20 protein-coding genes are annotated in these 18,744 nt (G+C 70.9%); 15 read left to right on the top strand and 5 right to left on the bottom strand.

What is annotated here, in order from left to right; translation table 11 throughout:
• The first annotated feature begins 2 nt into the window (after positions 1-2).
• From SD37_RS16315 to SD37_RS16305, 3 genes are read left to right on the top strand one after another with little or no spacing between them, the layout of a single operon-like run.
• A complete protein-coding gene (locus SD37_RS16315; RefSeq protein ID WP_044850770.1) occupies positions 3-1,517 on the top strand; it encodes an FAD-dependent oxidoreductase in 1,515 nt (504 codons plus the stop codon).
• A complete protein-coding gene (locus SD37_RS16310; RefSeq protein WP_044850689.1) occupies positions 1,517-2,614 on the top strand; it encodes a carboxylate-amine ligase in 1,098 nt (365 codons plus the stop codon). The genes SD37_RS16315 and SD37_RS16310 overlap by 1 nt, the downstream gene beginning before the upstream one ends.
• Positions 2,615-2,632: 18 nt before the next feature.
• On the top strand, positions 2,633-3,643 hold the full coding sequence (locus SD37_RS16305; RefSeq protein ID WP_044850690.1) for an iron-containing redox enzyme family protein: 1,011 nt from the start codon (positions 2,633-2,635) through the stop codon (positions 3,641-3,643).
• On the opposite strand, the gene SD37_RS16300 is transcribed toward SD37_RS16305, so the two are convergent.
• Complete coding sequence (locus SD37_RS16300; protein ID WP_044850691.1) at positions 3,611-3,826, bottom strand: CDGSH iron-sulfur domain-containing protein; 216 nt, start codon at positions 3,824-3,826, stop codon at positions 3,611-3,613. The two genes, SD37_RS16305 and SD37_RS16300, sit on opposite strands and share 33 nt — an antisense overlap.
• Entirely contained in the window at positions 3,810-4,499 is a 690-nt protein-coding gene (locus tag SD37_RS16295; RefSeq protein ID WP_044850692.1) for a HemK2/MTQ2 family protein methyltransferase, read from the bottom strand. The genes SD37_RS16300 and SD37_RS16295 overlap by 17 nt, the downstream gene beginning before the upstream one ends.
• Before the next feature lie 154 nt (positions 4,500-4,653).
• Here SD37_RS16295 and SD37_RS43110 point away from each other — a divergent pair, with 154 nt between their 5' ends.
• From SD37_RS43110 to SD37_RS16280, 4 genes are all read left to right on the top strand, one after another.
• Positions 4,654-4,794, top strand: a complete 141-nt coding sequence (locus SD37_RS43110) for a hypothetical protein (RefSeq protein WP_167369641.1) — start codon at positions 4,654-4,656, stop codon at positions 4,792-4,794.
• 104 nt (positions 4,795-4,898) lie between these two features.
• Positions 4,899-5,318 (top strand): DUF4383 domain-containing protein, encoded by a 420-nt coding sequence (locus tag SD37_RS16290; RefSeq protein ID WP_044850693.1) that lies wholly within the window; start codon positions 4,899-4,901, stop codon positions 5,316-5,318.
• Between the two features lie 40 nt (positions 5,319-5,358).
• On the top strand, positions 5,359-6,324 hold the full coding sequence (locus SD37_RS16285; RefSeq protein ID WP_044850694.1) for a glycosyltransferase: 966 nt from the start codon (positions 5,359-5,361) through the stop codon (positions 6,322-6,324).
• Positions 6,325-6,353: 29 nt separating this feature from the next.
• The gene (locus SD37_RS16280; RefSeq protein WP_044850695.1) at positions 6,354-7,574 is read left to right on the top strand and encodes a glycosyltransferase; all 1,221 of its coding nucleotides are present in this window, start codon (positions 6,354-6,356) and stop codon (positions 7,572-7,574) included.
• Positions 7,575-7,840: 266 nt separating this feature from the next.
• Here the strand turns inward: SD37_RS16280 and SD37_RS16275 are convergent, their stop codons facing one another.
• Genes SD37_RS16275 through SD37_RS16265 form a run of 3 tightly spaced genes read right to left on the bottom strand, consistent with a single transcriptional unit; the run spans position 7,841 to position 10,493 of the window.
• Positions 7,841-8,710, bottom strand: coding sequence for a glycosyltransferase family 2 protein (locus SD37_RS16275; protein WP_044850771.1), 870 nt, complete (start codon positions 8,708-8,710; stop codon positions 7,841-7,843).
• Between the two features lie 26 nt (positions 8,711-8,736).
• Entirely contained in the window at positions 8,737-9,609 is an 873-nt protein-coding gene (locus tag SD37_RS16270; protein ID WP_044850696.1) for a glycosyltransferase family 2 protein, read from the bottom strand.
• Positions 9,606-10,493 carry a polysaccharide pyruvyl transferase family protein gene (locus tag SD37_RS16265; protein ID WP_044850697.1) on the bottom strand — a complete coding sequence of 296 codons (888 nt, stop codon included), beginning with the start codon at positions 10,491-10,493 and terminating at the stop codon, positions 9,606-9,608. The genes SD37_RS16270 and SD37_RS16265 overlap by 4 nt, the downstream gene beginning before the upstream one ends.
• 71 nt (positions 10,494-10,564) lie before the next feature.
• Here SD37_RS16265 and SD37_RS16260 point away from each other — a divergent pair, with 71 nt between their 5' ends.
• The 8 genes from SD37_RS16260 to SD37_RS16225 all read left to right on the top strand — a co-directional run bounded on the left by SD37_RS16260 (position 10,565) and on the right by SD37_RS16225 (position 18,744).
• Positions 10,565-11,527: an NAD-dependent epimerase/dehydratase family protein gene (locus tag SD37_RS16260; RefSeq protein ID WP_044850698.1), complete on the top strand. Its 963-nt coding sequence runs from the start codon at positions 10,565-10,567 to the stop codon at positions 11,525-11,527.
• Positions 11,528-11,639: 112 nt separating this feature from the next.
• Positions 11,640-13,262 carry a carbamoyltransferase family protein gene (locus SD37_RS16255; protein WP_044850699.1) on the top strand — a complete coding sequence of 541 codons (1,623 nt, stop codon included), beginning with the start codon at positions 11,640-11,642 and terminating at the stop codon, positions 13,260-13,262.
• Positions 13,263-13,290: 28 nt separating this feature from the next.
• Positions 13,291-13,854 (top strand): D-sedoheptulose-7-phosphate isomerase, encoded by a 564-nt coding sequence (locus tag SD37_RS16250; protein ID WP_044850700.1) that lies wholly within the window; start codon positions 13,291-13,293, stop codon positions 13,852-13,854.
• Positions 13,851-15,209 carry a PfkB family carbohydrate kinase gene (locus SD37_RS16245; protein WP_044850701.1) on the top strand — a complete coding sequence of 453 codons (1,359 nt, stop codon included), beginning with the start codon at positions 13,851-13,853 and terminating at the stop codon, positions 15,207-15,209. Before SD37_RS16250 ends, SD37_RS16245 begins: the two co-directional genes overlap by 4 nt.
• Complete coding sequence (locus tag SD37_RS16240; protein WP_044850702.1) at positions 15,209-15,895, top strand: SDR family oxidoreductase; 687 nt, start codon at positions 15,209-15,211, stop codon at positions 15,893-15,895. The genes SD37_RS16245 and SD37_RS16240 overlap by 1 nt, the downstream gene beginning before the upstream one ends.
• Positions 15,886-16,833, top strand: a complete 948-nt coding sequence (locus tag SD37_RS16235) for a glycosyltransferase family 9 protein (RefSeq protein ID WP_044850703.1) — start codon at positions 15,886-15,888, stop codon at positions 16,831-16,833. The genes SD37_RS16240 and SD37_RS16235 overlap by 10 nt, the downstream gene beginning before the upstream one ends.
• Entirely contained in the window at positions 16,826-18,136 is a 1,311-nt protein-coding gene (locus SD37_RS16230; RefSeq protein ID WP_044850704.1) for a UDP-glucose dehydrogenase family protein, read from the top strand. Before SD37_RS16235 ends, SD37_RS16230 begins: the two co-directional genes overlap by 8 nt.
• Positions 18,133-18,744, top strand: a complete 612-nt coding sequence (locus SD37_RS16225; RefSeq protein WP_044850705.1) for a flavodoxin family protein — start codon at positions 18,133-18,135, stop codon at positions 18,742-18,744. The genes SD37_RS16230 and SD37_RS16225 overlap by 4 nt, the downstream gene beginning before the upstream one ends.

Raw genomic sequence — 18,744 nt, 5'->3', positions numbered from 1 at the left:
CCATGACGGAGTTGCCCGGAACGCGTTCACTGTGGCTCGACACCGCACCCGCCCCCGATCGGACCGGGACCCCGCTGCCCGCCGAAGTCGACGTCGCCGTCCTCGGCGGTGGTATCGCCGGACTGACCACCGCCTACCGGCTGGCCAGGGCGGGACGTTCGGTGCTCGTCCTGGAGGCGGCCCGCCTCGCGGCCGGTGTGTCCGGCCACACCACGGCGAAGATCAGCACCCAGCACGGGCTCAAATACGCCACGCTGGGCAAGACCAAGGGCACCGAAGCCGCCGCGACCTACGCGTACACGCAGGCCGCGGCGCTGGACTGGATCGCCGCGGCTTCGGCCGAACTCGGGATCGACTGCGGGTTCACCCGGGCGGACAGCTTCGTCTACACGACCCGGCCCGAAACCGTGGAGAGCCTCGAACGGGAGGCCGAGGCCGCCGCCGAAGCGGGTCTTCCCGCCTCCTTCGTCACCGACATCGACCTCGACGTGCCGTCCCTCGGCGCGGTGAAGTTCACCGGGCAGGCCCACTTCCATCCTCGCCGCTGGCTGCTCGGGCTGGCGGACCGGATCGAACGCGCGGGCGGCACGATCGTGGAGGGCGTCCGCGCGGAAGGCGTCGACGAACTCGGCGGTACCCGCGTCCGGACCACGGCGGGCGAGGTGCGCGCGGGGGAAGTCGTGGTGGCGACCCACTATCCGGTGTTCGACCGCGGGTTGTTCTTCGCCAGGCTCGACCCGGTGCGCGATCTGGTCGTCGCGGGCCCGGTCGCCGGGAACCGGCGGCCGGAAGGGATGTACCTCGACGCGGACACGCACCATTCCGTCCGCGGTTATCTCAACGACGGCGTCCCGTACGCGGTCGCCGGGGGTGAGCACTATCGCGTCGGGGACTCCGTCGACGTCGAAAGCCGCTACGAACGGCTGGCGAGCTGGGCCGGCGAGCACGCGGGCGTACGTCGCGTGACCCACCGCTGGTCCGCGCACGATCTGTCCACTGTGGACTCGGTACCGTATGTCGGTCGCTATCACCCGGCGAGCCGCCATCTCTGGGTCGCCACCGGCTTCGGCCAGTGGGGGATGACCGGGGGCACCGCGGCGGGGCTGCTGCTCGCGGATCTGATCACCGGCCGGGACAACCCCTCGGCGAGCCTGTACGACCCGAACCGTTTCGACCTCCGCTCCGCGATCACCGCGGTCGAGAACAACGCCACGGTGGCGAAGTTCCTGGTGGGCGACCACTTCAGCGCCTTGCGGAAGCCCGCGGCGCTGGACGAACTGGCCCCGGGCGAGGCCAAGGTCACCCGTGAGGGGGGCGAACTCGTCGCCGCCTACCGCGATCCCGGCGGCGAACTGCACGCCGTCGGCGCGCATTGCACCCACCTCGGTTGCCTGGTCGCGTTCAACAATGCGGAGAAGACCTGGGACTGCCCCTGCCACGGCTCGCGCTTCGCCCTCGACGGCTCGGTGATCCAGGGACCCGCCGTGCACGCGCTGCCGAAGAAGCGGGAGCCGTGATGACCGGCATCGGTGTCGAGGAGGAGTTCCTGCTGGTGGACCCCAGAACCGGGGTGAGCTGCCCGCGTGCGGAGGCGGTGCACGCGCGGCAGCGGGCCTGCTGTCCCCTGCCCGACGGCGCCGCCGTGCACCTGGAACTACGGCCGACGCAGATCGAGGCCGCCACCGGCGTCTGCGAGACCTCCGAGGAGCTGTACCGGCATCTCGTCGCGGGACGGCGCTCCCTCGCCGAAGCGGCCGCCGCCGAGGACTGCGCCATCATCGCCTCGGGCACTCCCCTGTGCGGCTCACCCGATCGCGACCTTCCGGCCGACGGCCGGTTCGGCGAAGTGGACGGCCTGTACGCCGGAGTGGTGAAGTCCTACGAAGCCTGCGGCTGTCACGTCCACATCGGCGTGCCCGACCGCGACCTCGCGGTCGCCGTGGTGAACCATCTGGCCGAATGGCTGCCCACCCTGCTCGCCCTGTCCGGGAACTCCCCGTTCGACGGCGGTCGCGACAGCGGGTACGACAGCTGGCGGATGATCGAGCAGAGCCGGTTCCCCGGCTCCGGGATCGCACCGCACTTCGCCGACATCGAGGACTACGAGATCCAGGTCGACAGGCTGGTGGACTGCGGCGTGCTCGTCGACGCCAAGCAGACGTTCTGGCTCGCCAGGCCCTCGCCGCGCTGGCCGACGGTCGAGGTCAGGGCCGCCGATACGGCGTCCACTGTGGACGAAGCCGTCCTGCAGGCGCTGCTGACCAGGGCGCTGGTGCGCACCGCGCTGGCGGCGCTGGCCAGGGGCGTCGAAGCCGAGCCGCTGGACCCGCAGATCGCGGCGGCCGCCGTCTGGTCGGCCGCGCGGTACGGCCTGTCCGGGACGGCCATCGATCCGGTGGCCGGAAAGCCGGTCCCGGCCACCGGACGGGTCGGCTCGCTGCTGGCGCACACCGGGCACTCGCTGGCGGAGACCGGCGATCTGGAGCTGGTGCGCACCCTGCTCGAAAAGCTGGAGCACGAGGGAACCGGCGCCGAACGGCAGCGCCGGGCCGCCGCCGACGGCGAGATCGCGGTGCTGCGGATGCTGACCGAGGAGACGGTTCCGCACGCGTAGATCGGGTACTCCCCCGGCATGACGACGACGGAACCGCAGGTGGCCGCGAGGTTGCCCGAAATCCGCGGCCCGCTGTCCGCCGCCGTGGTCGACACGCTGGCGGGTGGCCGCACGAACGACTTCGACCTCGACGAGGTACAAAGCGCCGATCCATTCGGTGAGGATCTGCAGTTGGCCTTGCACGTCTGCTACGAACTGCACTACCAGGGGTTCGCCGGGGTCGACTCCGGCTGGGAGTGGGACCCGGGCCTGCTCCGGTTCCGTGCCGCCCTGGAACGCGTCTTCCTCGACGGCATCCGGGCCGCCGTCCCCGGCGGGGACGATGTCGACGGCCTCCTCGACGAACTGCTGGTCGAACCGGCCGACGGGACCGGTGTCTCGCATTTCCTGCGCGACGAAGGCGCCTGGTGGCAGATGGCGGAGTACTTCGCGCAGCGGTCGATCTACCACCTCAAGGAGGCCGATCCGCACGCGTGGGTGATCCCGCGGCTGCGGGGCAAGGCGAAGGCGGCGCTGGTCGCGGTCGAATTCGACGAATTCGGCGGCGGACGGGCGGATCAGGCGCATTCCCGGCTGTTCGCGGACCTGCTGACCGCGGCCGGGCTGTCGGCGGGCTATCTCGCCTACCTGGACCACGTGCCGGGCTGCACGCTGGCGACGGTGAACATGATGTCGCTGTTCGGCCTGCACCGGAGCCTTCGCGGCGCCCTGGTCGGGCATTTCGCGTGCGCCGAGATCACCACGGCCCCGGCGGCGCGGCGGATGGACGAAGCACTGCGGCGGCTCGGCGGCGCGGCGGAGTGCCGGTACTTCTACACCGAGCACATCGAGGCGGACGCCGTGCACGAACAGGTGCTGCGCCACGACGTCATCGGCGATCTGCTGGCGCGGGAACCGGAACTCGCGGCGGACGTCGCGCTGGGCATCCAGGCCACCGAGCTGCTGGAGAGCCGCCTGGCCGACCACCTCCTGAAGGCGTGGTCGGCAGGCGAATCGTCACTCCTGCGGCCGCTGCGTCCCTTGCGGTGAGCGGCGGCGGTGACTGGTGTCGCAGAAGGGGTAGCGCTTGCTGCGACGGCAGGCGCAGAGGGCGACCACGAACCGGTCCGAGGTCACCGTCTCCCCCTCGGGGGTGACGACCTCGACCGGGCCCTCCACCAGCAGGGGGCCGCCGGGTTCGAGGCGCACGCGGGTCCTACGGCCGGTCGGCACGGATCACCACCAGTTCTTCGTGCCGCTGCCCGGCGGTGATCAGGCCGGCGGCCGCGAGGAACTCCGCCCGCTCCCGCATCACCGGGCCGAACGGGATGAACCTGCTGGCCACCACGGCGGCGGTCATCCCGGCGGCCCGGAGCTGGTCCAGCGACTCGCCGACCCCGGACACGGCGGACTGGACCAGCAGGAGATAGCCGCCGGGCGCGACCAGCGACGGTGCTTCCGAGCAGACCGGGCTCAGCACGATCCGCCCGTCCGGCCCGGCGTCCCAGGCTCGTGCCGCGCCGGTCGCCGGGACCGGGCACGGCACGTAGGGCGGATTGGCCAGTACGACGTCGAACGGTCCCCCGCGGGCCGCCTCGGCCAGGCCACCGCGCACCGGCCGGACCGGCAGCCGTCGCAGGCGCGCGTTCGCCCACACCGCGGCCAGGGCGCGACGGGAGATGTCCACGGCGGTCACCGAGCCGGCACCGGCCGCCGCGGCCGTCAGCGCGAGCGCGCCGGTACCCGTGCACAGGTCGAGTACGCGAGCGCCGCCGGGCATGCCCGACGCACGCAACGCCGAGGCCAGCAGCCAGGTGTCGTCCTGCGGGCGGTAGACCCCGGGCGGCCGGAGCAGCCACGGCCGCGCCGGGGTGAGTGGTCTCGCGGAACTGGTGATCGCGGTCATGGGGCCCCTCCGGTTCGCCGATTCGGTGCCTCCGGCTACCCCGGTCGTGCGGTGCCAAACGTCCACAGTGGTCACGCATCCGTGCCGCCGAAAGCGGTTAACCCGGCTCGGATGCGGGTAGCCGTGCGGTAACCCTAAAGATCCGAGGTGCCCGATGAACGGCGATGACCAGAACAAGACCGCGGCCTCCCGGCAGGCGCGGGAGGACAGCGACGAAGAGCGTCAGGAGACACGGGGCGAGCAAGGCACGTCCTCCGGCGACCCGCACGACGACACGGACCCCCAGTCCGGCTGAGCCGTCGGCGCTCTTCACGCGGCAGGGCCAGGTGGAGCCTCGTGGCGTTTCGTGACGGCGCCACGGGGTATCCGTCCGGCCGGTGGTGAACGGAGGCTTTTCCGATGAACGAACGTTCGGCCGAAGCGCCCCTGCGGCCGGTGGTGCTGGTCATCGCACTCGTCCACTTGGTATTGGGCCTGCTCGGTTTCTTCTTTCTTCCCGAAGCCAACGACGCCGGGCGGAACACGCTCTGGATTTTCAGCGCGACGGGGATGCTCAACGTGATCCGTACGGTCATCGGCGTGCTCGGGGTGGCCGCCGTGCTGAAACCTTCCGCGATCCTCGCCTATTGCTGGATCGTTTTCGTCGCCTTCGCCGGTTTGACCGCTTTCGGTGTGCTTTCCGCGGCGACGGATTCCGCGGGCGACGCGGTCAATTTCGGCTGGGCCGACAATGTGCTGCACGCGCTCACTTCGCTGGCCGCATTGACCGTCGCCCTTCTCGTCACGCGGCGGACGCGGCGAACGCGGGTCCGGGCGTGAACGCACGTTTAACCCGGCTTCCAGAGGTAATCAGTCGTGCATGACGAAAATGGCGCCGCTGCGAGTCCTGTTGTGGCACGTTCACGGGTCCTGGACCGAGGCCTTCGTGCGGGGTGAGCACCGGTACTTCCTCCCCACGCTGGCCGAAGGCGGGCCATGGGGACGCGGACTCAGCGGACGCGATTGGCCGGCCGCGGAAGAGGTTCCGGTCGACCGGCTGAAGGATCTCGACTTCGACGTCGTCGTCCTGCAGCGTCCCGACGAGATCGCCTTGGCGGCCCGATGGCTGCACCGGCGTCCCGGCAAGGACATCCCCGCGGTCTTCGTCGAGCACAACGCGCCCCGGCCGCACGCGGCGACGACCCGTCATCCGCTGGCCGACCGCGACGACATCCCGCTCGTCCACGTCACGCATTTCAACGCGCTCATGTGGGACTCGGGCCTCGCCCCCACGGTCGTGATACCGCACGGGATCCCCGATCCCGGCGAGCGGTACACCGGTGAGATCCCCCACGGCGTGGCGATGATCAACGAACCCGTCCGCCGGGGGCGGATCACCGGGACCGATCTGCTCCCCGCGTTCGCGGAGATCGCCCCCGTGGACGTGTTCGGCATGGGTACCGACGAACTCGAGGGCAGGCACCCCGCGCTGCGTCCGGGTGGCGATCTCCCGGCCGGCGAGTTGCACACCGAGGCCGCGAAACGCCGGGTCTACCTGCACACCCCCCGCTGGACGTCACTCGGGCTCTCCTTGCTCGAGGCGATGCACCTGGGTATGCCGATCGTCGCGCTCGCCACCACCGAGGCGACGCTGGCCGTGCCACCCGACGCCGGGGCTGTCTCGACGGATGTCCAGGCACTGGCGAAGGCCTACCGGGAGCTGGTCCACGAACCTGATTTCGCCGCACTGGCAGGGAAGTCGGCGCGAGAACACGTGCTGGCCCACTACGGCCTGGACGCGTTCCTGTCGCGCTGGGACACCCTGCTGACCGAGGTGACCGCTTGAATCCGCCGGGGGCGGACGGAAGGAGACTGATGAGGATCGCGATGGTTTCCGAGCACGCCAGCCCGCTCGCGGCGCTGGGCGGAGCCGACGCGGGCGGCCAGAACGTCCACGTCGCCGAGCTCTCCGCCGCGTTGACCCGGCAGGGGCATGACGTCACCGTCTACACGCGCCGCGAGAACCGCCGCTCTCCCGCCACGGTCGAGACGCCGGACGGCTATCGCGTCGTCCACCTGCCCGCCGGGCCGCCGAAGAAGCTGCCGAAGGACGAACTCCTTCCGTATATGGGAGAGTTCGGCCGGGTGCTCCGCTCCAAGTGGGCCAAGGAGCGTCCCGACGTGGTCCACGCGCACTTCTGGATGTCCGGGCTCGCCTCGGTCCTCGCGGCCAAAGACCTCGAAATCCCGGTGACGCAGACATTCCATGCGCTCGGCGTGGTGAAACGGCGCTACCAGGGCAAGAACGACACCAGCCCGGCGGACCGCGTCCGCCTCGAACGGCTGATCGCCAAGAAGGCCGACCGGGTGATCGCGACCTGTTCGGACGAGGTGTTCGAACTCGTGCGCATGGGCTTGACCCGGTCCCGGGTGTCCGTCATCCCCTGCGGCGTCGACCTGACGACGTTCACCGCGGACGGCGACATCGCCCCGCGTACCGCTCCACATCGGATCGTGAGCGTGGGAAGACTGGTGCCGCGCAAAGGTTTCGACATCGCCATCGCCGCGCTCGGGATGGTGCCCGACACCGAACTGGTGATCGCGGGCGGCCCCGAATCGGGCAAACTCGGGAACGACCCTGAGGCACGGCGGCTGCGCGGGATCGCCGAGCGGGCCGGGGTGAGCGACCGGGTGCACATGCCGGGGCAGGTGTCGCGGGCGGACATGCCCGCCCTCCTGCGGTCCGCCGACGCCGTCGTCTGCACGCCTTGGTACGAACCGTTCGGCATCGTGCCGCTCGAAGCGATGGCGTGCGGGGTCCCCGTGGTCGTCACCGCCGTCGGCGGCCTGATCGACACGGTGGTCCACGGCGTCACCGGGCTGCACGTGCCGCCATGCGATCCCCGGGAACTCGCGGGAGCGCTGCGGCGGCTCATGGCGGACGCGTCCATGCGTGAGGCGTTCGGTGTGGCGGGAGGCGACCGGGTGCGCGCGCGGTACTCCTGGGACCGGGTGGCGGCGGATTCCGTACGGGCTTACCGGCGGGTCCTGACCAACGGGACCGAGTCGGTCGAAGAAGCCGCCTCTCTTTCCTGAGTGGGTCCCTGGGCTCGTGAGTGGTAAGTGACGTTCTAACGACACTTGCCACTCACGAGGTCCTGTACCGGCTGCGTGGGCTGAAGGGCCCTTTCCTCGCGTCAGATGCGGCGAAGGGCGCTTTCGTCGCATGAGATGCGGGGAAAGCGCCCTTCACCTCCTCCATGGCGCGCGCGGTGGCCGCTGGGTCGCGTGGGTCGTGAGTGGCAAGTGACGTTCTAACGACACTTGCCACTCACGAGCCTTTGGAGGGTGCCAGTCCCACCTCAACCGACGTATCGGCGCGCGACCGACTTCCGCTGTGAGTCCTCCAGCAGCACCAGCCCCCGCTCGACCTCCGCCGGAACCACCTCGCGGTTCCGCAGTACCCATGGGAGTCCCCGTACCGCCTCGACGACGGCCGAAGCGGTCGCGCGGTCGAGTGGCGCCGAGCGCAGCACGGTCACCATGCGCCGCAGGACACTCCGGAACGGTCGCCGCAACCACAGGGTCCACAGGGTGTTCCGGATCCCGAGCTGCCGACGGCGCCGCGGATCCCGGACGGTCGAGGGAGCGTGGTGGATCACCATCGTCTCGTCCCAGCACATCCACCAGCCCCGGGCGGCCAGGTCGAGGGCGAACAACTCCTCTTCCCCGCCGAGCCACAGCCGCTCGGAGAATCCGCCGACGTCGGTGAACGCGCGGACCCGGACCGCCGACAGGCCCGCCATCACGCCCAGCAACGCGGGGCCGGGCAGCCAGTCCGGCCCGGGGACGGGCGAATGCCGCAGTTCCGGGGTGATGGGGTCCTCCGCCAGACCGGGTTCCACCAGGCACCGGCCGGTCACCACGCCGAGATCGGGATACCGGTCGAGCTGCTCCGCGGCGCGCGTCAAGGCACCGGGTTGCCAGCAGGTGTCGTCATCGCAGAAGGCGACGTAAGGCGTCTTCACCTCGCGGACGGCGACGTTCCTGGCCACCGCGCCCAGATTCCGGCGCGACCGGAGTACCCGCACCTCCGGAAACCGTCGCTCGACGGCGTCCGCGGTCCCGTCGGTGGAAGCGTTGTCCACCAAGACGATCGGCGCCGCGTCGGGCAGGCTGGTCATCCGTTCGAGCATTTCCAGCAGCTGCTCACGCCGGTTGTGCGTGATCATCACGACCGTGATCCGGTCCGCCACCGCTAACCTCCTTGCACGTGTTCGAGAACGCGGATCTGCCGCTCCACGCGGGCGGGCAGCGGCCGTCGTCCGGCCAGTGCCGACGGCAGCCGGCGGAGCGTCCCGGCGAGCGCGCCCAGTACTCGCGGCTCACGCGGGACGCGGCTGAGCACGCGGAGCCCGTCGGCGACGCATCGCCGCACCGGCCGCCGCATGACCGTGATCAGCAACCGGTTCCGCAGTTCGGTCCGCTCGCGCCGGCCCCGCGACGGCCGCGCCGACGACGGATGATGGTGGGCCCGGACCCGGTCCACGTAACACAACCGCCAGCCATGGGCGGCGAGATCATAGGAGAACAACCGTTCCTCGGCACCGAAATGCAGTACTGGGCTGAAGCCCGCCACCTGCAGATACGCCTCCCGCCGGACGACGGCCGAACAGGCGAGGAAGCCGAGCACCGCGGGGCCGGGAAGACCGTCTGGCGTGCCCAACGGACTCCCGGCCATCAGCTGGACGACCGGGTCCTCACGTTCTTCTTCCCCCACAAGGGTTTTGGCCGCGACCAGGCCGACATCGGAATGGGCGTCCAGGATCCGCTCGGCTTCGGGGAGGGCGTCCTCGGCCCACCAGGAGTCGTCGTCGCTGAACGCGACATACGGGGTCCGCGCCAGCGCGACGCCGACGTTCCGGGCCGTTGCCCCGAGGTTGCGCGGCAGCCGGACCACGCGGACACCGGGGAATCCCGAAACCCGATCCACCGTATCGTCACTGGACGCGTTGTCCACCACGACGATCGGCGGCGGGGGCCGCAAAGCCGTCAGCTCGGTCAAGGTCCGGGTGAGTTCCGTGGCGCGGTTCCGGGTGGCGATCACCACCGTCGTCCGGGCGGCGGTCACCGCATGGGCCCCGTCTTGAGCGCCTTGACCAGGTCTTGGACCAGCCTGTTGTCCGTCGGCAACGCGCGGAGGGCGGCCACCGCCCGGCCCTGGACCGAGGAACACCACCGCCACCACGAGTCGAGGATCTCCGGCCGGACGACCTCCTCGGCCGGGATGAGCGCCGGCCATCCGAGCGCGTCGGCCTGCGCGGTCACCTTTCCGCCACCGGCGACCGGATCGACGGCCAGCACCGGCACACCCGCCCGGAGTCCCAGCACCAGACCGTGCAGCCGCGTCGTGACCACGATGTCCAGATGCGACAGGATGGAAGTGAACTGATCCGGCGTCTCGCACCGTTCCCAGTCCTTCGACGCCAGCCGGGTGTCGAGGGGCACCCTCCCGCAGTCGATCCCGGCTATCCACTCCGTCACCGCGCTGTGGACATCGGCGTGGCGGCCCGCGTCGCCGTACTCGCGCTGTTCCGGAGCGAGGATGATGCCGGTGACGAGCACCTCGTCGGTCGCGGCCTCGGTGGAGAGATCCGGGACGGCGATCCCGCCGTGATCACGGGGCAGCACGTGGTCGAACCCGGTGACCGTGTCGTCGTCCGGATCGATCACCGTGACCCCCACGGCGATCCGCCAGCAGTGCGCGAACCGCCGGTGCACCTCACGTATCTGCCATCCGTGCGCGGGCCCGCAGACGAACACGACATGGCTGTAGCGGGCCGGATCCACCTCCTCGTAGCTCAGCGCGTCCGGGCGGTAGACAGGGCTCCACGCGAGGTCGTGCGGCATCCCGACGGCGGAGAGCGCCTCGTCGATCCGGCGCATACTGAGTACGTCTCCCGCGGTCGCCTCACCGTGACGGAAACTCGCCCAGCCGATCACCAATGTGCGCATATCCGACGCTTACCCTGCTGAGCCCGGTTCACACGGGTTTTTCGCAAGACCATCACGGGTAGCCCGTCGCCATGACCGCAGCCTTCAAACGTGCCCTGGTGACCGGGGGCGCCGGTTTCGTCGGCTCGCACCTGTGCGAGCGGTTGCTGGCGGCGGGGACGGAGGTCGTCGCGGCCGACAACTTCGCCACCGCCCACACCGCCAACGTCGAGCATCTCCTGGATCTGCCCGGTTTCCGGCTGGTGCCCCGGGACGTCACCGCGCCGCTGACCGAACCGGGCCGGTTCGACGTCGTCTTCCATCTGGCGTCCGCCGCCTCGCCGCGTGACTACTTCCGGCTCCCGCTGGAAACGCTGCGCGCGGGGTCGTACGGCACCGAACACGCACTCGACATCGCCGAACGCGACGATGCCCGCTTCGTCCTCGCCTCCACGAGCGAGGTCTACGGCGACCCGAAGGAGCATCCGCAGCGCGAGGACTACTGGGGTCACGTGAACCCGATCGGCCCGCGCAGTGTCTACGACGAGGCCAAGCGGTACGCCGAGGCCCTCACCTCGGCCATGCGCCGGGAGCGCGGCGTGAACACCGCCATCGCCCGGATCTTCAACACCTACGGCCCGCGGATGCGCCCCGACGACGGCCGGATGATCCCGACCTTCATCTGTCAGGCACTGAGCGGGAAGCCCCTCACGGTCGCCGGGACGGGACGGCAGACCCGGTCGCTCTGCTACGTCGACGACACCGTCCGCGGTCTGCTCGCGCTGGCGGCGTCCGAGCTGCCGGGTCCGGTGAACCTGGGGAATCCGCACGAACTCACCGTCCTGCGGATCGCCGAGGAGATCCTCGCGGTCACCGGGAGTTCGTCCAGGATCGACTACATCGACGCTGCCGTCGACGATCCGGTGCGCCGCTGCCCGGACATCTCGCTGGCGCGCCGTGAACTCGGCTGGGCGCCGAAGATCGAGATGGCGGAAGGACTTCCGCGCACCGTCGCCTGGTACACCCGGAACCATCCCCTCGAGCCGCTTCGCTGAGTAGCGACGTCCTGGGCTTTCGCGCCACCTCGTTTATCCACAACTGCACCGGGTAGCGCTAGAGGAGCAAAGGCGGGTCACGGCCCGCATCCCGGAACAGAGAGGTGGCGCGGTGCGTATTCTCGGTGTCAACGCCGTCTTCCACGACCCGGCCGCCGCGCTGGTCGTCGACGGGGAGATCGTGGCCGCGGCGGAGGAAGAACGCTTCAGCCGCCGCAAACACGGCAAACGCCCCGTCCCGTTCTCCGCTTGGGAACAACCCGCCGAAGCGGCCGCGTGGTGCCTCGCCGAAGCGGGCATCTCCCCCCAGGATCTCGATGCCGTGGGCTATTCCTACGATCCCGCGCTGGTCGAGCCCGGTCTCGACGGTCACGACGGGAAGAACGAATGCCTGCGCACCGATTTCGCCCGCCGCGCACCCGCCTTCCTCAAGGCGGCGCTGCCCGGTCTCGACCCCTCGATCGTCCGGTTCGTCCGGCACCATGTCGCGCACGCCGCGTCGGCCGCGCTGGCGGCGCCGTTCGGCGACTGCGCGGTCCTGGTCGCCGACGGCCGGGGCGAGAGCACGTCCTATCTGGCCGGTGAATACCGCGACGGCAAGTTCGGGGAACTCGCGGAACAACGGCTCCCCCATTCCCTCGGGCTGATGTACGAGGACCTCACCGAACACCTCGGGTTCGCCCGCTCCAGCGACGAATACAAGGTGATGGCGCTGGCCTCGTACGGGAAACCGCGGTTTCTCGACCGGATCCGCGAGCACGTCCACACCAACGGCATGGGTTTCCGGACCGACGAGACCGACTGGGCGTCGTTGGCGCCCGCCGTCGAGCCGGGACAAGAGCCGGGACGGGTGCACGCGGACCTGACCGCGAGTGTCCAGCGCTGCCTGGAAGACGTCCTCCTCGAACTGGCGCGGGGGCTCCATGACCACACCGGGCACACCGATCTCGCGCTGGCCGGCGGGATCGCGCTCAACTGCGTCGCGAACACCCGGCTCCACGCGGAAGGCCCCTTCGACCGGATCTGGGTGCAGCCCGCCGCGGGCGACGCGGGCACCGCGCTCGGTGCGGCTCTGCAACTGGCGGCGGATTTCGGTGAGCGGGGTCAGCCGATGTCCGGCGCCGATCTGGGCCGAGGCTGGACGGACGACCAGCTGGAAAGCGCGCTCGTCACCGCGAAGCTGCGGTACGAGCGGCCGGACGACGTCGCCGAAACGGTGGCGGAGGCGCTCGCGGACGACCGGATCGTGGCCTGGTTCCAGGGCCGGTCCGAGTTCGGCCCGCGCGCGCTGGGCCACCGTTCCCTGCTGGCCCATCCCGGGTACAAGGCGAACCTCGAACGGCTCAACGACGTCAAAGGGCGTGAACAGTTCCGGCCGGTCGCGCCGATGGTGCTGGCCGAACGCGCCGGCGAGCTGTTCTCCCGCGGTCCGCTCCCCAGTCCGTACATGCTTTTCGTCCATGATGTCGCTCCACAATGGAGGGACCGGATCCCGGCAGTCACCCACGTCGACGGCACCGCCCGCGTGCAGACCGTCGACGCCGCGCGGGAGCCACTGGTGGCCAGGATGCTGAGCGCCTTCGAGCGGCGCTCCGGGCTGCCCACCGTCGTCAACACCAGCCTCAACACCGCGGGCAGGCCGATGGTCGACTCACCGAGGGACGCCTTGGAGTGTTTCGGCTCGGCGCCCATCGACCTGCTCGCTCTCGGCCCATTCGTGGTCCGCCGCCCATGAATTCCCTGAACGCCTTTGGAGGTGTGTCGTGATCGAAGAACACTTCGCCGCTTTGAGCGAGGCGGCCGGGAGATCTCGTTCCTGGGCACCGAAGCTTCGCGACTGGGGTGAGCATCTGGCCCTCGTCCTGTCTTCCGGTGGACGGCTGCTCGCGTGCGGAAACGGCGGCAGCGCCGCCGAAGCGCAGCATCTCACCGGTGAGCTGGTCGGCCGGTTCCGCAACGACCGGCGGCCGTTCTCGGCGATCGCGCTGCACGCGGACACCTCCGCCGGTACGGCCATCGTCAACGACTACGGCGAACACGAGCTGTTCGCCCGCCAGGTCCGCGCGCACGGCCGTCCCGGCGACATCCTCGTCTGCCTGTCCACCAGCGGGACCAGCCAGAACGTGGTCGCGGCGGCGAAGGCCGCCCACGAACTCGGCATCACGACCTGGGCGTTGACCGGCCCGTCCCCCAATCCGCTCGCCGCGCTGTGCCACGAGGCGATCCCGGTGGAAGCGCCGTCCACGGCGACCGTGCAGGAAGTCCACCTGGCGCTGGTCCACGCCTTGTGCACCGCGCTGGACGACGCGCTCGGGGTGCCCACGTGAGGCCGCTGGTCGTGGTCGGCGACGCCCTGTTGGACGTCGACCTGGACGGCACCTCCGATCGCCTCTGCCCGGACGCGCCGGTCCCCGTGGTCGATCTCGACCGGCACTGGCGGCGGCCGGGTGGCGCCGGGCTCGCGGCGCTGCTCGCGGCGCGGTCCACCGCCCACGTCGTACTGGTCGCTCCCCTGGGCGGCGACCAGGCCGGGCGCGCATTGGCCGGGCTGCTGGAACGCGAGGTCACCCTCGTCCCGATGCCGTTGCGGAGCACCACCGTCACCAAGACGAGGGTGCGGGCCGCCGGCCAGTCGCTCGTCCGTCTCGACAGCGGCGACGGCACGGCGGGGACCGCGCCTTTGTCCCGGGAGGTACGGAACGCGCTGCGCTCGGCGGGAACGATCCTCGTCGCCGACTACGGCAGGGGCGTGACAGCCCACCCGGGCGTCCGCGACCTGCTCGCCGAACTGGCCGGGGAGATCCCGATCGTCTGGGATCCGCATCCCCGCGGCGCCGAACCGGTGGCGGGAGTCCGGCTGGCCACGCCGAACCTCGCCGAGGCCGGGCATTTCACCGAATCCCGGTCCGGCCCCGCGGAGCTGGCCGAGCGGATCCACGCGCTGTGGCCCGTGGACGCGGTCAGCGTCACCACCGGGCAGGACGGCGCCGTGCTGACCGACGGCGAGCGGTGCACGACGTTCCGGCCGCCCACCGGCATCAACGCCAAGGACACCTGCGGCGCCGGTGACCGCTTCGCCTCCGCCGCGGCCGCCGCGCTGCTCGACGGGGCGTCCACCGCCGACGCGGTGGCCACCGCGGTCGCGACCGCGGCCCGCTTCGTCGCCACCGGGGGCGCCGCGACTCTGTCCACTATGGACACCCAACCCGAGCCGGACACCCTGAACCACGGCGCTTCGGCCTTCGACGTGGCCGCGCGGGTGCGCGCGCGGGGCGGCAGGCTGGTCGCCACCGGCGGCTGCTTCGATCTGCTCCACCCCGGGCACGCCAGCCTGCTGCGCCAGGCGCGCGCCCTCGGTGACGCGCTGGTGGTGTGCCTGAACTCGGACGAGTCGGTACGCCGGCTGAAAGGACCGGGACGACCGATCGTGGCCGCCCGTGACCGCGCGCGGCTGCTCACCGAACTCAGTTCCGTCGACGCCGTCGCGATCTTCGACGAACCCGATCCCGCCGCACTGCTGGACCGCCTGCGCCCCGACGTCTGGGTCAAAGGCGGCGACTACGCGGACCGGGAACTCCCCGAAAGCGCCGTGGTGCACCGGCACGGCGGCGAGATCGTCCTGATCCCGACCATCCGCGGCTACTCCACCTCCAGGCTGGTGGCCGCGGCGGAAGGAGCATGATGCGCTCACTCGGCAACATCCTGATCACCGGCGGCGCTTCCGGCCTCGGTGCCGCGACGGTCGAAGCCGTGCGCGAGGCGGGCGGCACCCCGTTGGTCATCGACCGCGCCGAACCCGCCGGCGGCGTCGACTTCGTCCGGGCGGATCTGGCGGACACCGCCGAGGCCGAGAATTCCGTGCGGGTACTCGCCGAACGCGCGGGCGGCCTCGACGGCGTGTTCACCGCGGCGGGAACCGACGCCTGCGGGGCGCTCGACGACGTGCCCACGGCGGACTGGGAACGCGTGATCCGGGTCAACCTGCTCGGCACGGCCGCGGTGGTCCGCGCGGCGCTGCCCTTTCTGCGCCGGAGCCACGGCACGGTCGTCACCTGCGCCTCGACACTCGGGGTCCGGGTCGCGGGCGACGCGAGTGCCTACTGCGCCTCGAAATTCGGCGTCGTCGGCTTCACCAGGGCACTCGCCATGGAACTCGCCGGCCGCGTCGGGGTGACCCTGCTCGTCCCCGGCGGGATGCAGACGGCGTTCTTCGACGACCGGGCCGAGCAGTACAAGCCGCCGCCGGACGCGAAGCTCAACCAGCCCGAGCACGTCGCCGCGAGTGTGGTGTTCGCGCTGTCGCAGCCACCCGGCTGCGAAGTCCGCGAACTCGTGGTCTGCGCGTCGGAAGAAGGGTCGTGGCCGTGAGCGGCGGCATCCTCGTGCTGCGCGCGCTCGGGCTGGGCGATCTGCTCACCGGGATCCCCGCCTTGCGCGCGCTGCGCCGGGCGTTCGACGGCGAACGGCTGGTCCTCGCCGCCCCCGAAGGCCTCCGCGACATCGTCGAACTCATCGACGCGGTCGACGAACTGCTGCCGACGGCAGGCCTCGGCGAACTGTCGTGGCCAGGGGAACCGCCGAGGCTCGCGGTCAACCTGCACGGCCGCGGACCGGAGAGCATCCACGACCTCCTCGCGCAGGATCCGGTCGAGCTGATCACCCATCGCCATCCGGACTTCCCCGGCGTCGACGGCCCGGACTGGCAGGAGGACGTCTACGAGGTCGACCGCTGGTGCCGTCTGCTCGAAGCGGCCCGCATCCCGGCGGAGCGCGATGCCCTCGGGCTTCCCCCGCCGCCGGGGCCGAGTCCGGCACCCGGCGCCGTGGTCATCCATCCCGGTGCCGCGTTCGCGGCCCGCCGCTGGCCTCCGGAGCGGTACGCGCGGGTGGCGCGAGAACTCGCCGGGCGGCACCGGGTGGTCGTCACCGGCAGCGCCGCCGAGGCAGGACTCGCCAGGGAGGTCGCCGAAGGGGCCGGGCTGGCGGAGGACGCCGTTCTGGCCGGGGACGGCGGTCTCGCCGAATTCGCCGCGACGGTCGCCGAAGCGAAACTGGTCATCTGTGGCGACACCGGCGCCGGGCATCTCGCCACCGCTTACGGAACGCCTTCGGTGCTGCTGTTCGGGCCGACCCCGCCGTGCCGCTGGGGCCCGCCGCCCGGGGCGCGGCAGCACGTCGTGCTCTGGGTGGGCGACGTCGGCGACCCGCACGCCGACCGGCCGGATCCGGGTCTGCTGCTGGTGCGCGAGGACCGCGTCCTCGCCGCGGCCGAAGGACTGCTGGAGGAAAGGGCGTCGCATGGCTGAGCGGGTAGGGGTGATCGGCGCCGGGTACGTCGGGCTGACGAGCGCCGCGTGCTTCACGCATCTGGACCACCAGGTGATCTGTGTGGACAATGACCAGTCCAAAGTGGACGCGCTGGACCGCGGCGAGATCACCATCGCCGAACCCGGGCTGGCCGAACTGGTCCACGACGGGCTGAGCTGCCGTCGGCTCCGGTTCTCCACGGCCCCCGAGACACTGTCCGATGTGGACTTCGTCCTGCTGTGCCTGCCCACCCCGAAAGGTGACGGCGGGAACGCCGACGTCCGTATCCTCGAAGAGGTCGTCGCCACCCTGCCCGGCCTGCTGAAGACGGGATGCGTCGTGGTCACGAAGTCCACCGTGCCGGTGGGCACCGGGGCGCGGTTGCCGGAACTGCTGGGCACGCCGGACCTTCCGGTGGTGAGCAACCCCGAATTCCTCCGCGAGGGCCACGCCGTCGAGGACTTCCTGAACCCCGACCGGATCGTGCTGGGCTCGACGGAGGAGAACCGGCGCGCCGCCGAACGGGTGGCCGCGTTGTACGGTGAGACCGACGCTCCGGTGTGGTTCACCGACCCGGCGAGCGCCGAGCTGGCGAAGTACGCCAGCAACGCGTTCCTGGCACTGAAGGTGTCCTATGTGAACATCCTCGCCGAACTCTGCGAGCACTACGATGCCGACATCCGCGAGGTCGGGCGGCTCATGGGACTCGATCCGCGGATCGGCCCCGCATTCCTCTCCCCCGGCCCCGGCTGGGGCGGCTCGTGCCTGCCCAAGGACACCGCCGCGCTGCTGCGGACCGCCGAGCACGCGGGCGTCGACTTCGGCATCCTGCGTGACGCCATGAAGGCCAACGCGCGCCAGCAGGCCGCCGTGACGCGAAAGATCCGGCGAGCGGTCACCGGCACCTCGGACGGCTCGCTCAAGGGCGTCCGCATCGGGCTGCTGGGGCTGGCCTTCAAGGCGGGGACCGGCGACCTGCGCGACTCCCCCGCGCTGGCGATCGCCAGGGAACTCGCCAGGGGCGGCGCGATCCTGACCGCCTATGACCCCGGCGTCGACTCGGCCGGAACCGACCTCGTCCAGGTCGTCGACGATCCGTATCTGGTGGCGAAGGACGCCACCGCGCTGGTGGTACTCACCGAATGGCCCGAGTTCCGTGAACTCGACTGGGACCGGCTCGCCGCCGCCGCCGAACGCGCCATCGTCGTCGACGCCCGGAATCTGCTGGACCCGGCGGCCGTCGCCAGGGCCGGGTTCGCCCACACCGGACTCGGCACCACCCCGAACAGGAGGACACGATGACCCAGCCGCTGAAGGCACTCGCCCTGGTGTGCACGCTCAAACCATCGCCGTCCCCGACGAGCAGCGGGCTGATCGCCCAGCAGGTGCTGGACAAGCTGGCCGAACGCGGCGCGACCGGCGAACTGGTGCGCGTGGTCGATCACGACGTCAAACCCGGCGTCGAGGCCGATATGGGGGAAGGCGACGCCTGGCCCGAGATCCGCCGCAAGATCGCCGCCGCCGACATCCTGCTGATCTCGACACCGACCTGGGTCGGTCACCTGTCCAGTGTGGCCCAACGGGTGCTGGAGCGGCTCGACGCCGAACTGTCCGAAACGGACGACGAGGGCAGGCCGTCGATGTTCGGCAAGGTCGCGGTCACCGCCGTCGTCGGCAACGAGGACGGGGCGCACAAGATCACCGCGGACCTGTTCCAGGCGCTCAACGACATCGGGTTCACCGTGCCGGCGCAGGGCGGGACGTACTGGAACGGCGAGGCCATGAGGGGCGGGGACTACAACGACCTCGACGAAACCCCGGAAGCGGTCGAATCGACCAATTCCACCTTGGCTCGCAACGCCGTCCATCTGGCGAATCTGCTGCGTACGAGCCAATACCCGGCGTCATGA

Source organism: Amycolatopsis orientalis, from assembly GCF_000943515.2.
GTDB lineage: Bacteria > Actinomycetota > Actinomycetes > Mycobacteriales > Pseudonocardiaceae > Amycolatopsis > Amycolatopsis orientalis.
This window is presented reverse-complemented; position numbering and strand designations above follow the sequence as displayed.